Consider the following 13,758-nt stretch of genomic DNA (forward strand, 5'->3'; position numbering starts at 1 on the left):
ACATGGGCATCTTCGAGTACGCGCCCGCGCCGGAATCGCGCGCGGTCGTCGACATCAAGCCGAGCTACGACCTGTTCATCGGCGGCGAGTTCGTCCCGGCCACCGGCGGGGTGTTCAAGAGCGTGAACCCGGCCACCGAGGAGGTGCTGGCCGAGATCGGGCTGGCCTCGGACGCGGACGTGGACCGCGCCGTGGCCGCCGCGCGCACGGCGTACGAGCGCGTCTGGTCCCGGATGCCGGGAGCCGAGCGCGGCAAGTACCTGTTCCGGATCGCCCGGATCATCCAGGAGCGGGCCCGCGAGCTGGCCGTGCTGGAGTCGATCGACAACGGCAAGCCGATCCGGGAGACCCGCGACGTGGACGTGCCGCTGGTGGCGGCGCACTTCTTCCACTACGCCGGGTGGGCCGACAAGCTGGAGTACGCCGGGTACGGTCCGAACCCGCGGCCGCTGGGCGTCGCGGCGCAGGTCATCCCGTGGAACTTCCCGCTGCTGATGCTGGCCTGGAAGATCGCGCCCGCGCTGGCCTGCGGGAACACCGTCGTGCTCAAGCCGGCCGAGACCACGCCGCTGACCGCGCTGCTGTTCGCCGAGATCTGCCGGCAGGCCGAACTGCCGGCCGGGGTGGTCAACATCGTGACCGGCGCGGGCGAGACCGGCGCGCGGCTGGTGGCGCACCCGGGCGTGGACAAGGTGGCCTTCACCGGGTCCACCGCCGTGGGCCGCTCGATCGCGCGCGCGGTGGCCGGGACCGACAAGAAGCTGACGCTCGAGCTCGGCGGCAAGGCCGCGAACATCGTGTTCGACGACGCGCCGATCGACCAGGCGGTGGAGGGGATCGTGGACTCGATCTTCTTCAACCAGGGCCAGGTCTGCTGCGCCGGATCCCGGCTGCTGGTGCAGGAGTCGATCCAGGACGAGCTGCTGGACGCGCTGCGGCGGCGGATGGGCACGCTGCGGCTCGGCGACCCGCTGGACAAGAACACGGACGTCGGCGCGATCAACTCGGCCGAGCAGCTGGCCCGGATCACCGAGCTGACCGCGGCCGGCGAGGCCGAGGGGGCCGAGCGCTGGTCGCCGGCCTGCGAGCTGCCCGCGCAGGGCTTCTGGTTCGCCCCGACGATCTTCACGAACGTCTCGGCCACGCACCGGATCGCGCGCGAGGAGATCTTCGGCCCGGTCCTCTCGGTGCTGACCTTCCGCACCCCGGACGAGGCGATCGCCAAGGCCAACAACACCCCGTACGGCCTGTCCGCGGGCGTGTGGACGGAGAAGGGTTCGCGGATCCTGTCCATGGCCAAGCGGCTGCGGGCCGGGGTGGTGTGGGCGAACACCTTCAACAAGTTCGACCCGGCGTCGCCGTTCGGCGGGTACAAGGAGTCGGGCTACGGCCGCGAGGGCGGTCTGCAGGGACTGGAGGCCTACCTCGATGTCTGACAAGGACAAGAGCGCCAAGAAGACGGCGGCGCCGGCCAAGGCCGCGGCCAAGCGGACCGCGGCCGAGGTTGCGGCGCCCGAGGTGACCGCGCCCGCGGAAACCGCGACCGCGCAGGCCACGGCCCGGCTGACGGTGCGTAAGACGTACAAGCTGTACATCGGCGGGGCGTTCCCGCGTTCGGAGAGCGGACGGAGCTACGAGGTGGCCTCGGCTGACGGCGCGTTCCTGGCGAACGCCGCGCTGGCCTCGCGCAAGGACGCGCGGGACGCGGTGGTCAAGGCGCGCTCCGCGTTCTCCGGCTGGTCCGGCGCGACCGCGTACCTCAGGGGCCAGATCCTCTACCGGGTGGCCGAGATGCTCGAGGGGCGCCGCGAGCAGTTCGTGGCCGAGGTGCGCTCGGTCGAAGGCGTGACCGAGGCCGCCGCGGCGGCGCAGGTGGACGCGGCGATCGACCGGTGGGTCTGGTACGCCGGCTGGACCGACAAGATCGGCCAGATCCGCTCGGCCGCGAACCCGGTCTCCGGGCCGTTCTGGAACGTCTCCTCGCCGGAGCCGAGCGGGGTGGTGGCGCTGTTCGCGCCGGAGCGTCCGTCGCTGCTCGGGGTGGTCTCGGTGCTGGCGCCGGCGATCGCGGTGGGCAACACGGCCGTGCTGGTGGCGCCGGACTCCGCGGCGCTGCCCGCGATCAGCCTGGCCGAGGTGCTGGCCACCTCCGACCTGCCGGGCGGGGTGGTCAACATCCTGACCGGGCGCGCGGCCGAGCTCGGCAAGCCGCTGGCCGACCACCTCGACGTGGACGGGCTCGACCTGGCCGGGATCGCGGACGCGGACTTCGCCGTCGAGCTCGAGCGGGCCGCCGCGGAGAACCTCAAGCGGGTACTGCGCCCGGCCGCGGCGCCGGCCGACTGGACCGGGCACCCGGGCACGACGCGGCTGACGGCGTTCCTGGAGACCAAGACGGTCTGGCACCCGATCGGCGCCTGATCCGGCGTCACACCCGCCGCGGCACAGGGCCGAGGGCGCCGCACAACGCCGACAGGCCCCGGCATCGGAGCGATCCGACGCCGGGGCCTGTCGTATGCGGTGGCTCCCGCGTGGGAACCGGGTGGACCGTGGGGTCCGTCGGGGCCTACTGCCAGTTGCCGACCCCGAACGGGCCCTCCTGCTGGTTCGGGTCCTGGCCCTGGCCCTGCGGGGGCATCGGCCGGGTCGGCGGGGGCTGCGGGACGGTGTTCTGGCCGCCGGGTCCCGCGGGCTGCCAGGGCTGCGGGGACGGGGCGTACTCCTGCATGGTGGGGGGCACCGGCGGGATCATCTGGGTACGCTCGCCGCCCTGGCCGGGGGGCGGCACCGAGAAGGAGCCGGTGACGGACTGCTGGGCCTGGAGGGTCGGGGGACCCGCCGGGTTCTGCGGGGGCAGGTACGCGGTCTGGTCGTTGGCCTGGCCGGGGCTCCAGTTGAACCCGCCCTGCTGCGGGCCGCCCTGCTGGGGGCCCTGGGGACCGCCCTGCGGAGCCTGCGGGCCGCCCTGCTGCGGGCCGCCCATCGGCGGCGGGGCCTGCGGGTTGCGGAAGCCGCCGACGATCGGGGCGCTGGGGGCGCCCGGAGCCGGGGTCGCGGCGTGCGCGGACTGCCAGGTCAGCCAGGTGTACCAGGCGGCCAGGCCGAGCACGACGATGCCGGCCACCCCGCCGAGGAAGTAGGCGAACTTCTGGGTGCCGCTCGCGCCCTGCTCGCCGAGGCCGGCGAAGAAGGCGACAAGGCCGAAAAGGCCGCCGGCCAGCGCGGAGATCAGCGAGATCAGCGTGACCAGCCTGGCCTTGCCGATCGGGGCGCCGGCGTGGTTCGCGAGGTACACCGCGATCGCCAGGGCGAGTGCCACCTGGAAGCTCAGCAGGCTCCCGGCAACATTGGCCGAGATGTCGGAGAAGCTGCCATTGCTCGTGAACAACAGCAGGATCACCGCGGACAGCTCGGACAGGGCCGCGAAGAGCGCCGCCCCCAGCGCCGCGGGTTCACGCAGCCTCTTGATCGCTTCTGTCATGAGAACGTGGATATCCCTGCAGTCGGAGTTTCTGTGACCCGCCAAGGATTGCAGAGTCGGCGGGGGTCTTAAACCCGTGAGATGCGCAGTCGCACCGTCGCACCGGGTCACCCCGCCCCGCCGACCCTTACCGCGCTCCCGCGGGCCCGGCGGGCCGGGCGCGCCCGGCCGGCCCGAGCCGACCGGTCAGGCCGCCACCGGCTCGAGCCACTGCGCGTCGGAGGTGACGTAGCCGGCCAGCGGACGCAGCGAGGGGTCGTCGCGCAGTTTGCGCAGGGCACGCCACAGCGCGGACTTCACCGTGCCGACCGACACGCCCATGCGCTCGGCGATCTCGGTGTCGGTGTAGGAGCCGTAGTAGCGCAGCGAAAGGGCCTCGCGGTCGCGCGCGGAGAGCCGGCCGAGCGCGCGGGCGACCGCCACCCGCATCTCCACCTGCGTCATCGACTCGCCGTCGTATGGGCGCTCGGGCAGCTCGTCGGTGGGGTACTCCTCCACCCGGCGCTTGCGCCACTGCGAGATCTGGTGGTTCGTCATGGTGCGGCGCAGGTAGGAGCCGACCACGGCCTTGTCCTCGATGCGGTGCCAGGCCTGGTAGGTCTTGAGCAGGCCCTCCTGCAGCAGATCCTCGGCCTCGGTGCGGTCTCCGGCCACCTGGTGGGCGGTGCGCAGCAGCGAGGAACGGCGTTCGGCCACGTACGCGGCGAAGTCGCCGGGAATCGTGGCCGAAGCGTTATCGATCGCGCGGGAACCGGCGGCCGCGGGGGGCGCGTCTGCTCTTTCGGCGGGGACAGGAAGGGTCAGAGTTGGGAAGCTCATGGCTACCACCCTGGTCCCCGCTCTTCATCGCCCAGTCCGATTCGCGTCACAGCTTTGCCACAGGGTCGCGGAGCGGGCGCACGCCCGTCACCTCGGGTGTAGTACCGAACACGCGAAGTGATCTTCGTTCCCGACACGCTCACTGGGGGTGTCCGGGCCATGACGGCGTGTCCACCGGAATGCGACGGAGATCTCGGCCCACGCGTACGGGTACCGCAGACAGGCGTTTCATCGGTAAAAATGGGTAGGTGCCTAGTCTCCTGCTCGTCGAAGACGATCCCTCCATCCGGATGGCGATCGAGCTCGCGCTGACCCGACAGGGTCACCGTGTGACGACCGCCGCCACGGGCGAGGAGGGTCTGGAACTGTGGCAGACCCAGCGTCCCGAGCTCGTCGTGCTCGACGTGATGCTCCCCGGCCTCGACGGCTTCGAGGTGTGCCGCCGCATCCGGCGTACCGACCAGGTGCCCATCATCCTGCTGACCGCGCGCAGCGACGACATCGACGTCGTGGTGGGCCTGGAGTCCGGCGCGGACGACTACGTGGTCAAGCCGGTGCAGCCGCGGGTGCTCGACGCGCGCATCCGGGCGGTGCTGCGGCGCCACGGCGGATCGGTGCCCGACCAGGCGGACGTGGCCGTGTTCGGGGACCTCTCGGTGGACCGCTCCGCCATGATCGTCTCGCGCGCCGGGGTGCCCATCTCGCTCACCCCCACCGAGCTGAAGCTGCTGGTCGAGCTCTCCCGCCGGCCCGGCCAGGCCCTCTCGCGCCAGCAGCTGCTGCGGCTGGTGTGGGACCACGACTATCTCGGCGACTCGCGGCTGGTGGACGCCTGCGTGCAGCGGCTGCGCGCCAAGGTCGAGCTGGTGCCCGGGGACCCGCAGCTCATCCGCACCGTGCGCGGCATCGGCTACCGCTTGGACCCCCCGCGGTGAGCGCGCCCGGCCCGGGGCGGAAGCGGTGAACCGCCGGCCGGACCAGCGCTCGCGCTCGACGCGGCACGGAGTGGGCTGGTGGCGGCGCGGACTGCACCGGCGCGGACTGCGGCTGACCGGGATCCGGCCGCGGCTGTTCGCGGGCTTCGCCGCGGTGGCCGTGATCACCGCCGTCATCATCACCAGCGCCTCCTACTACCTGACCCGCAGCGCGACGCTCAACCGCACCCAGCAGACCGCGGTGAGCAACCTCGACGAGGTCTTCTCCGCCTACGGCGGCGAGCTCCAGTCCGCCGCGAGCTCCAACGGGAGCGACGACGCCCAGGTCAGCGTGGTGCTGCACTCGCTGGCCAACCAGGTGGCCAAGAACGGCTACGCGGTGCTGATCCTGAGCCCCACCGTCGGCTCGGTGGCGAGCAACTCGCAGCTGACCGCGGTGCCCGCGCAGTTCAAGGCCGCCGCGCTCGAGCACATGGTGCAGCAGCGCACCACCATCAACGGGGTGCCCTACGTCCTGACCGGCGCGACGCTCACCGGCACCGGCATGCAGGTGTTCACCTTCACCGACCTGAGCCAGGAACAGCGCGTGCTGGACAACCTGGTGCTGATCGGCGCGGTCTCGGCGCTGCTGGCGCTGATAGGGGCCACCGTGGTGGCCTTCTTCGCCTCCCGCAACATCCTCGGCCCGATCCGCCGCCTGGGCATGGCCGCACGCCGGCTCGGCCACGGCGACCTCGAGGTGCGCCTCGAGGCGAGCGGCACCGACGAGCTGGCCGACGTCTCGCGCACCTTCAACGAGACCGCCCGGGCACTGGCGCAGTCGATGGAGGAGCTGCGCGCGATGGACGCGGCCTCGCGCCGGTTCGTCGCGGACGTCTCGCACGAGCTGCGCACCCCGCTGACCGCGATGACGGCGGTGACCGAGGTGCTCGAGGACGTGCAGGACATGGACCCGACCACGATGTCGGCCGCGCACCTGATCGCGAACGAGACCAAGCGCCTGGCCCGGCTGGTCGAGGACCTGATGGAGATCTCCCGGATGGACGCGGGCACCGCGGGCATGCGGGTGGAGGACGTGAACCTACCGGAGCTGATCGAGGCCACCATCGAGGCGCGCGGGTGGAGCGAGAAGGTGCGGGTGCGCACCCCCACCGTGGTGCCGGTGCGGGTGGACACGCGCCGGATCGACGTGGTGCTGGCGAACCTGTGTGGCAACGCGCTCAAGCACGGCGGCGAGCCGGTGGAGCTGACCGTGCACGAGTACACCGACATGCTGATGATCGAGGTGGCCGACAACGGCCCGGGCATCCCGAACGACGCGCTGCCGCACATCTTCGAGCGCTTCTACAAGGCGGACAAGGCGCGCGGGCGCAGCGAGGGCAGCGGCCTGGGGCTGGCCATCGCCTGGGAGAACGCCCGCCTGCACGACGGCGACCTGGCGGCCCGGAACCGTCCCGAGGGCGGAGCCGTCTTCACCTTCAGACTGCCCCGGCACCGTCCGGCGCAGGGCGAGATCCCCGATCAGCGGGGGCTGGACGCGGAGGGGCTGCTCTCCTCGTCCGGGCGGCACGAGGTACGCCAATGGGAGGCGAGGAGCCGGTGAGCGCGACCCAGCACGCACGACGTGCCAGGCGCCGCGGCCTTGCCTCGGCCGCCGGAGCCGCGGCCCTGCTGGCCACCGCGGGCTGTGGGATCGAGTCCACCGGGGTGCAGGTGGTCGGGGCGCAGCCGGTCGCGCAGGGGGCCGGGGTGCTCCCGGGCGGCGGCCCGAGCGGCGGCGCGTACACGTACTACCTGTACTTCTTCCAGAACGGCCACCTGGCCTCGACGAAGCGTTCGGCGACGGGTCAGGCGAGCCAGCAGGACATCCTGGACGCGGTGATACAGGGGCCGACCAAGGCCGAGCTGGCCCAGGGCTACACCAGCGAGATCCCGACCGGGCTGAAGGTGGTGGACCTCACCGCGCAGGGCGAGGCCTGGTTGTATCAGTTCTCGGACGAGCTCACCATGGAGGAGCGGGCGCAGGTCGTCTGCTCGATCCAGGCGAACCTCCAGGCGCCTTCGGTGGGCACGGTCTACGGCGACAACAAGCCGACCTGGTACATCTGCTGGGACGATTTCCAGGACCTCGGCGCCCCGGCCTACAACCTGAACCCCGATCAGAGCGGCACGCCGTCGGCGAGCACGGACGAGGCCTCACCGGCCCAGTAAGCGGCGACCGGACCGCGGCGTACTCGCGTACCCTGGTCCGATGACCGAGACCTACGCGCAGTCCGAGCAGTCCGGCGCAGAGCCGGCCGTGACCGAGGATCAGATCCGCCGGGCGCCCAAGGTGGCCCTGCACGATCATCTCGACGGGGGGCTGCGTCCGGCCACCGTGGTGGAACTGGCCGAGGCCGCCGGATACTCCGGCTCGCTGCCGACGACCGACCCCGTGGCGCTCGGCGCCTGGTTCCGCGACGCGGCCGACTCCGGTTCGCTGGTGCGCTACCTGGAGACCTTCGACCACACCGTCGCGGTGATGCAGAGCGCTGAGGCGCTGCGCCGGGTGGCGGCGGAGGCGGTGCAGGACCTGGCGGCCGACGGCGTGGTCTACGCGGAGCTGCGCTACGCCCCGGAGCAGCACCTGCGCGGCGGGCTGAGCCTGGACGAGGTGGTCGAGGCGGTCAACGCCGGCTGCCGGGACGGCGAGGAGCAGGCCCGCAACGACGGGCACGCGATCACGGCCGCGACGCTGGTGACGGCGATGCGGCAGAACACCGAGCCCGGGCACAGCCTGAAGATCGCCGAGCTCGCGGTGCGCCACCGGGACAGCGGCGTGGCCGGGTTCGACATCGCCGGCCCCGAGCTGGGCTTCAGCCCGGAGCTGCACGCCGACGCGTTCCGCTACCTGCGCGAGCAGTTCTTCCGCTTCACCATCCACGCCGGCGAGGCGGACGGCCCGGCCTCGGTGGCCGCGGCGGTGCACCAGGGCGCGCTGCGGCTCGGGCACGGCGTGCGGGTGATCGAGGACGTGCGGTTCGGCGAGGACGACACGGCCGAGTTCGGCCGGCTGGCCGCGTACGTGCGCGACTGCCGGATCGCGCTGGAGGTGTGCCCGTCCTCGAACCTGCAGACCGGGATCGCCGCGAAGATCGCCGAGCACCCGATCCAGCGCCTGTACGAGCTCGGCTTCACCATCACCGTCAACTGCGACAACCGGCTGATGAGCGGCACCTCGATGTCGCGGGAGCTCGGCCTGCTGGTGGCCGCGTTCGACTGGGACCTGGCCGACCTTGAGCTGGTCGCGCTCAACGGGATCGAGGCCGCGTTCCTGCCGCAGGACCGCAGGGACGAGCTGTCCGACCTGATCATCGAGGAGTTCCACGCGCTGCGCGGCTGAGGACGCGGGCGCGGTCATCAGGGTTCGTCTATGCTCGCCCCCGTGATGGAGTCCGCGGGGGCGAGCAAGCGCTATGGCCGGATCCAGGCGCTGGACCGGGTGAGCCTGCGGGTGCCGGCGGGCCGGGTCACCGGCCTGCTCGGCCCGAACGGCGCGGGCAAGTCCACCCTGCTGCGCCTGGCGCTCGGCCTTGACCGGCCGGACGCGGGCTGGGTGCGGATCGCCGGACGCGCGTTCACCGAGCAGCCCGCCCCGGCCCGGGTGGCCGGGGCGCTGCTGGACGGAGTCGGGGCGCATCCGGCGCAGTCCGGCCTGGCCTACCTCAGGACCCTGGCGTTGGCCGGGCGGATCCCGGCGGAGCGGGTGGCGGCGCTGCTCGAGGAGGTCGGCCTGGCCCAGGCCGCCCGCCGTTCGGTGGGCGGCTACTCGCTGGGCATGCGCCAGCGCCTGGGCATCGCGGCGGCGCTGCTCGGCCGGCCGCGGCTGCTGATCCTGGACGAGCCGACGAACGGCCTCGACCCGGAGGGCATCGCCTGGGTGCACCGGCTGCTGCGCGAGCACACCGCGGCGGGCGGGACGGCCGTGCTGAGCTCGCACCACCTGGCCGAGGCCGAGGCGTCGGTGGACCACGTCGTGCTGATCAAGGACGGCCGGGTATTGCTGGACGGCCCCAAGGACGAACTCGCGCGCGAGCACGGCGTGGGCTCGCTCTCCGAGCTCTACCTCGCGGCCGCCGCGGGATCGGGGGCGCAGCGGTGAGCGCGACCACGGCGGACGCGGAGCTGCCGGACGAGGCGTGGCCCGAGGAGGCGGCGGCCGAGGACGTGCCGGGCTGGCGCGACGTGCTGCGGGCCGAGAATGCGAAGCTGCGCTCGATATTCCGGCTGGTGACCCTGCCCGCCCTCGGCGTGATCGTCGTGCTGCTGGTCGGGATCTCGAGCGCGAACCAGCAGCAGCGGTTCGTCGTATCGGTCCCGGCACACATCCCCGCCGCGCAGGCCGCGCAGATCCGGGCACTACAACTGTCCAACGCCCCCGACCCGCTCGGCATCATCTTCGGCGGAGTCGTCCTGGCCGCCGTGCTGTTCGGCTGCTTCGGCGCGTACTGCGCGTGTGTCGAGTACTCGAACGGCATGATCCGCTCCACCCTCACCGCCGTCCCGCGTCGCGGCCGGCTCTTCGGCGCGAAGCTCACCGCCGCGATGCTCGCGGCGGCGCCCGCGGCCCTGGCGAGCATCCTCGTGGTGTTCTGGATCGGCGACGCGCTGCTGGCCCGGCACCTCGGCATCTCGGTCGGCGCGTTCGAAGGCAGGGTGCTGCTGCGCCTGTTCGGCGCGGTGGTCTGCCTGCTCGGCGCGACCGCTCTCGGCTTCGCGATCGGGATGATCATGCGCAGCACCGCGGCGAGCATCGTGGCCCTGGTGTTCGTGTACCTGTTCCTGATCGCGCTGCTCGGCGCGGCGGTGAGCCACTCGGTGCAGGAGTATCTCGCGCCGTCGCTGCTGGGCGAGCTGCTCTACCTGCGCGACGGCGGCTCCGGCCAGCCCCCGCTCGCCGCCGCGTATCCGCTGTACCTGGCCTGGCCGCTGGTGTTCTCGGCCGCGGCGTATCTGCGCTTCACCAGGTCGGACGCCGGTTAGGACACGCCGCCCTGATCCGTCGTCAGGCCGACCGCGTCGAGCAGCCGGATCAGGTTGCGCTTGCGCTTCTGCTCGGCCCGGAAGGCGGCCAGGTACGCGGCGAACTCGGCCGCAGTGCCGAGCACGGCGTGGCAGGCCTGGACGCCCTGGAGCAGCTCCATGACGCGGCGGTAGGCCTCTTCACCCGTCTGCGAGCGCAGCGGCTCGAGCGCCCGCTGATACACCGTCAGCGCCTCGGCCGGGCGGGACGGGCGGATCAGCGCGGCGAGCTTGAGCCGCTGCGGCTCGCTCGAACCCTTCTGCGCCTGCTCCCACGCGCCCTCGAAGTCGCCCTCGGCGATCAGCACGTCGATCAGCACCGGGCCCATGCCGTAGCGCGCGAGCGGGCCCTGCTTGGCCGCGTCCCGGCGCAGCAGCACCATCGCCCGGTTGCGCTCGCTCTCCCAGATCCCGAGCGCCGTGGCCGTCTCGCGCAGCAGCTCGAAGTGCGAGACGGTCAGCTCGCTCGAGAATCGCTCGCGGCGCAGCCGCAGCAGGTCCTTGAACCGGCCGGCCTGGGTGTAGCGCAGCGCCACGAACTCGACCAGGTCGGTGCCGACGAAGCCGGTGCTCTCGCGCAGCCCGGTCTCCGCCCACTTGAGCGCCTCGTCCCCGCGCCCGGCCGCATCCAGGTCGATCGCGATGCGCAGGTGCTGGCGGCCGTAGGAGTCGAGGTCCCGGGCGAGCAGCGCGACGAGTTCGTCGAGGTCCCCGCCGCGCCGGACGAGCTCCTCCATCAGCGCGCGCTCGCGCCGCCCCTTGGGATTGCGCTCGTACGCCGCGGCCACCACGTCGCGCAGATGCTCGAAGCCCTTGGCCCCCAACAGTTCCGCGTAGTCGCCCAGGTCGTAGCCGAGGTCGAACTCGTCCGCGAGGTTGTGCTCGGCCAGGTGCCGGGCCAGCTCCAGCGGATCGGGCCCCGCGGCCCGGCAGGCGTGCAGGTGCAGCGGCAGCAGTTCGGCGACCGACGCGCTGATCGAGCCGTTCGCGTCCTCGGCCGTGGCCAGCGCCTCGAGTGCGAACCCGGTCGCCTCGCGGCACACCAGCATCGCCTCCTCGCCCGCGCCCGCCACGATCAGGCCCTCGATCGCGTGCCCGGCCTCCTCGACCCGCACCGCGTACGCGTCGCCGTCCTCGTAGTCGATGAACTCGCGTCCGCCGCGCCGCAGCAGCTGCCGTACCAGGCCCCGTACCTGCCCGGCGTCCTGCCCGGCCTGCGCGACCCGCAGCTCGAACCGGCGCCGCAGCTCCCGGTCGCCGCGTATCAGCACCCGCAGCTCCTCGCGCAGCTCGGCCTCGCCCAGCGACTCGAGCCAGGCGTCGAGGTCGGGCCTGGCCGGACCCGGCGCCACCCCGGCCGTGCCGGCGGCCCAGGCTGCGAGCACCGTGAGGCCGACCGCCACGCAGTGCTTGCAGAAGTTGCCCTCCTGCCCCCACGGACAGGAGCACTCCCCCACCAGCACGCCGCGCTCCCGCGACAGCGTGACGTCGTACTCGAAGGAGCCCACGACGATGGCGTTGACCTCGTCCGGACCGATATCGAGCTCTTCCACACCGTCGCGGTAGCCGAGCCCCCGCTCGAAACCCATCGGTCCGGCCGCGTTCCGCAGATCGTCCTCGGTAAACGCCAGCGCCATACGGAAGATAGTACTGGTCAGGCGATGCGATCCAGCAGCAGTGACGCATTCGACCGCGTCCGCGCCGTCGAAGGCTGCTGCGGATCGGCCGGTTCGATCCGCCAGGCACCCTCCAGCGCGGCCTGCGCGGCCTCGAACCGCTCCGGCGTATCAGTGTGCAGCGTCAGCAGCGGCTGCCCGGCCCGCACCGCGTCGCCTGGCTTGGCGTGCATCACCACGCCCGCGCCCGCCTGCACCGGATCCTCCTTGCGGGCCCGGCCGGCGCCGAGGCGCCAGGCCGCGACCCCCACCTGCAGCGCGTCCAGCCGGGTCAGCGTGCCCGAGGCGGCGGCGGTGAGCACCTGCTGCTCGCGCGCCACCGGCAGCGCCGCGTCCGGATCCCCGCCCTGCGCCCGGACCATCCGCCGCCACACGTCCATGGCCTGACCGTTCGCCAGCTTCTCAGCCGGGTCCACCCCGTCGAGGCCCGCGCCCGCGAGCATCTCCCGGGCCAGCGCGAGGGTGAGTTCGACCACGTCCGCCGGGCCGCCGCCGGCGAGCACCTCGAGCGACTCGCGCACCTCGATCGCGTTGCCCGCCGTCAGGCCGAGCGGGGTGTCCATGTCGGTGAGCAGCGCCACCGTCCTGACCCCGTGGTCGGTGCCGAGCGAGACCATCGTCTCGGCCAGCTCGCGCGCCCGGTCCAGGTCCTTCATGAACGCGCCCGAGCCCACCTTCACGTCCAGCACCAGCGCGCCGGTGCCCTCGGCGATCTTCTTGGACATGATGGACGAGGCGATCAGCGGGATCGACTCCACCGTGCCGGTCACGTCCCGCAGCGCGTAGAGCTTGCGGTCCGCCGGGGCCAGGCCGTCGCCCGCCGCGCACACCACCGCGCCGGTCTCGCGCAGCACGCCGAACATCTCCGCCTCGGACAGCTGCGCCCGCCAGCCCGGGATGGACTCGAGCTTGTCCAGCGTGCCGCCGGTGTGCCCGAGCCCGCGCCCGGACAGCTGCGGCACCGCCGCCCCGCAGGCCGCCACCAGCGGGGCCAGCGGCAGCGTGATCTTGTCGCCGACCCCGCCGGTGGAGTGCTTGTCCGTGGTCGGCCGGTCCAGGCCGGAGAAGTCCATCCGGATCCCGGTGCCGATCATGGCCTCGGTCCAGCGGGAGACCTCCCGCCGGTTCATCCCGTTCAGCAGGATCGCCATGGCCAGCGCCGACATCTGCTCCTCGGCCACCTGCCCGGCGGTGTAGGCCGGGATCAGCCAGTCGATCTGCCGGTCCGTCAGCTCCCGCGACTCCCGCTTGGCGATGATGATGTCGATGACGTCCACGGCGTTCCCGGTCTTTCGGTGCTCAGGTACTCGGCGGCTCTGTGCGTGCTCGGCGGGGTCGGGCTCAGCGGGCTGGGTCGGGCTCAGCGGGGTGCGGCTCAGCGGGCGAGGTGCTGCGGCCCGAAGGCCTGCGGCAGCACCTCGCTCATCGGCTGCACCCCGCGCGGGGTGTCGACCAGCAGTTCGTCGCCGCCGAACTCGTAGAGAAGCTGTCGGCAGCGTCCGCACGGCATCAGGCACTCGCCCTGCCCGTCCACGCAGGCGAACGCCACCAGCCGCCCGCCCCCGCTCATCCGCAGCTGCGACACCAGCGCGCACTCGGCGCACAGCGTCACCCCGTAGGAGGCGTTCTCGATGTTCGCCCCGACCACCACCCGGCCGTCGTCCACCAGCGCGGCGGCCCCGACCGGGTAGTTCGAGTACGGCGAGTAGGAGTGCGCCAGCGCGTCGCGGGCGGCGTCGCGCAGGGCGTCCCAGTCCACGGTCGTCGAGTGCTGCTGCGACATCGG

At 72.7% G+C, this 13,758-nt stretch carries 13 protein-coding genes; 8 read left to right on the plus strand and 5 right to left on the minus strand.

The window, feature by feature from the left end; genetic code table 11:
* Nucleotides 1–2 precede the first annotated feature (2 nt).
* Nucleotides 3–1,436, plus strand: a complete 1,434-nt coding sequence (locus KDL01_RS12380) for an aldehyde dehydrogenase family protein (RefSeq protein WP_212528587.1) — start codon at nucleotides 3–5, stop codon at nucleotides 1,434–1,436.
* A complete protein-coding gene (locus KDL01_RS12385; protein ID WP_212528588.1) occupies nucleotides 1,429–2,421 on the plus strand; it encodes an aldehyde dehydrogenase family protein in 993 nt (330 codons plus the stop codon). The genes KDL01_RS12380 and KDL01_RS12385 overlap by 8 nt, the downstream gene beginning before the upstream one ends.
* Nucleotides 2,422–2,566: 145 nt before the next feature.
* Here KDL01_RS12385 and KDL01_RS12390 read toward each other — a convergent pair whose 3' ends face one another.
* Both KDL01_RS12390 and KDL01_RS12395 read right to left on the minus strand, forming a co-directional pair.
* A complete protein-coding gene (locus KDL01_RS12390) occupies nucleotides 2,567–3,481 on the minus strand; it encodes a hypothetical protein (RefSeq protein ID WP_212528589.1) in 915 nt (304 codons plus the stop codon).
* Nucleotides 3,482–3,667: 186 nt separating this feature from the next.
* Nucleotides 3,668–4,300: a SigE family RNA polymerase sigma factor gene (locus KDL01_RS12395; protein ID WP_212528590.1), complete on the minus strand. Its 633-nt coding sequence runs from the start codon at nucleotides 4,298–4,300 to the stop codon at nucleotides 3,668–3,670.
* 248 nt (nucleotides 4,301–4,548) lie between these two features.
* Here KDL01_RS12395 and KDL01_RS12400 point away from each other — a divergent pair, with 248 nt between their 5' ends.
* The 6 genes from KDL01_RS12400 to KDL01_RS12425 are packed head-to-tail and all read left to right on the plus strand — an operon-like array spanning nucleotide 4,549 to nucleotide 10,257.
* Nucleotides 4,549–5,235 (plus strand): response regulator, encoded by a 687-nt coding sequence (locus KDL01_RS12400; RefSeq protein ID WP_212528591.1) that lies wholly within the window; start codon nucleotides 4,549–4,551, stop codon nucleotides 5,233–5,235.
* Between the two features lie 25 nt (nucleotides 5,236–5,260).
* A complete protein-coding gene (locus KDL01_RS43290) occupies nucleotides 5,261–6,838 on the plus strand; it encodes a sensor histidine kinase (RefSeq protein WP_212528592.1) in 1,578 nt (525 codons plus the stop codon).
* On the plus strand, nucleotides 6,835–7,446 hold the full coding sequence (locus tag KDL01_RS12410) for a GerMN domain-containing protein (RefSeq protein WP_212528593.1): 612 nt from the start codon (nucleotides 6,835–6,837) through the stop codon (nucleotides 7,444–7,446). Before KDL01_RS43290 ends, KDL01_RS12410 begins: the two co-directional genes overlap by 4 nt.
* A gap of 40 nt (nucleotides 7,447–7,486) precedes the next feature.
* On the plus strand, nucleotides 7,487–8,617 hold the full coding sequence (locus KDL01_RS12415; protein WP_246576338.1) for an adenosine deaminase: 1,131 nt from the start codon (nucleotides 7,487–7,489) through the stop codon (nucleotides 8,615–8,617).
* Between the two features lie 45 nt (nucleotides 8,618–8,662).
* On the plus strand, nucleotides 8,663–9,376 hold the full coding sequence (locus KDL01_RS12420) for an ABC transporter ATP-binding protein (protein ID WP_246576343.1): 714 nt from the start codon (nucleotides 8,663–8,665) through the stop codon (nucleotides 9,374–9,376).
* Nucleotides 9,373–10,257: a hypothetical protein gene (locus KDL01_RS12425; protein WP_212528595.1), complete on the plus strand. Its 885-nt coding sequence runs from the start codon at nucleotides 9,373–9,375 to the stop codon at nucleotides 10,255–10,257. The genes KDL01_RS12420 and KDL01_RS12425 overlap by 4 nt, the downstream gene beginning before the upstream one ends.
* Here the strand turns inward: KDL01_RS12425 and KDL01_RS12430 are convergent.
* The 3 genes from KDL01_RS12430 to KDL01_RS12440 all read right to left on the minus strand — a co-directional run bounded on the left by KDL01_RS12430 (nucleotide 10,254) and on the right by KDL01_RS12440 (nucleotide 13,755).
* Nucleotides 10,254–11,933 carry an SWIM zinc finger family protein gene (locus KDL01_RS12430; RefSeq protein WP_212528596.1) on the minus strand — a complete coding sequence of 560 codons (1,680 nt, stop codon included), beginning with the start codon at nucleotides 11,931–11,933 and terminating at the stop codon, nucleotides 10,254–10,256. The genes KDL01_RS12425 and KDL01_RS12430 overlap by 4 nt on opposite strands.
* 17 nt (nucleotides 11,934–11,950) lie before the next feature.
* Complete coding sequence (locus KDL01_RS12435; protein ID WP_212528597.1) at nucleotides 11,951–13,249, minus strand: thymidine phosphorylase; 1,299 nt, start codon at nucleotides 13,247–13,249, stop codon at nucleotides 11,951–11,953.
* Nucleotides 13,250–13,347: 98 nt separating this feature from the next.
* Complete coding sequence (locus KDL01_RS12440) at nucleotides 13,348–13,755, minus strand: cytidine deaminase (protein ID WP_212528598.1); 408 nt, start codon at nucleotides 13,753–13,755, stop codon at nucleotides 13,348–13,350.
* Nucleotides 13,756–13,758: the final 3 nt, after the last annotated feature.

Origin of the sequence: Actinospica durhamensis (assembly GCF_018139695.1) — a bacterium.
Lineage (GTDB): Bacteria > Actinomycetota > Actinomycetes > Streptomycetales > Catenulisporaceae > Actinospica > Actinospica durhamensis.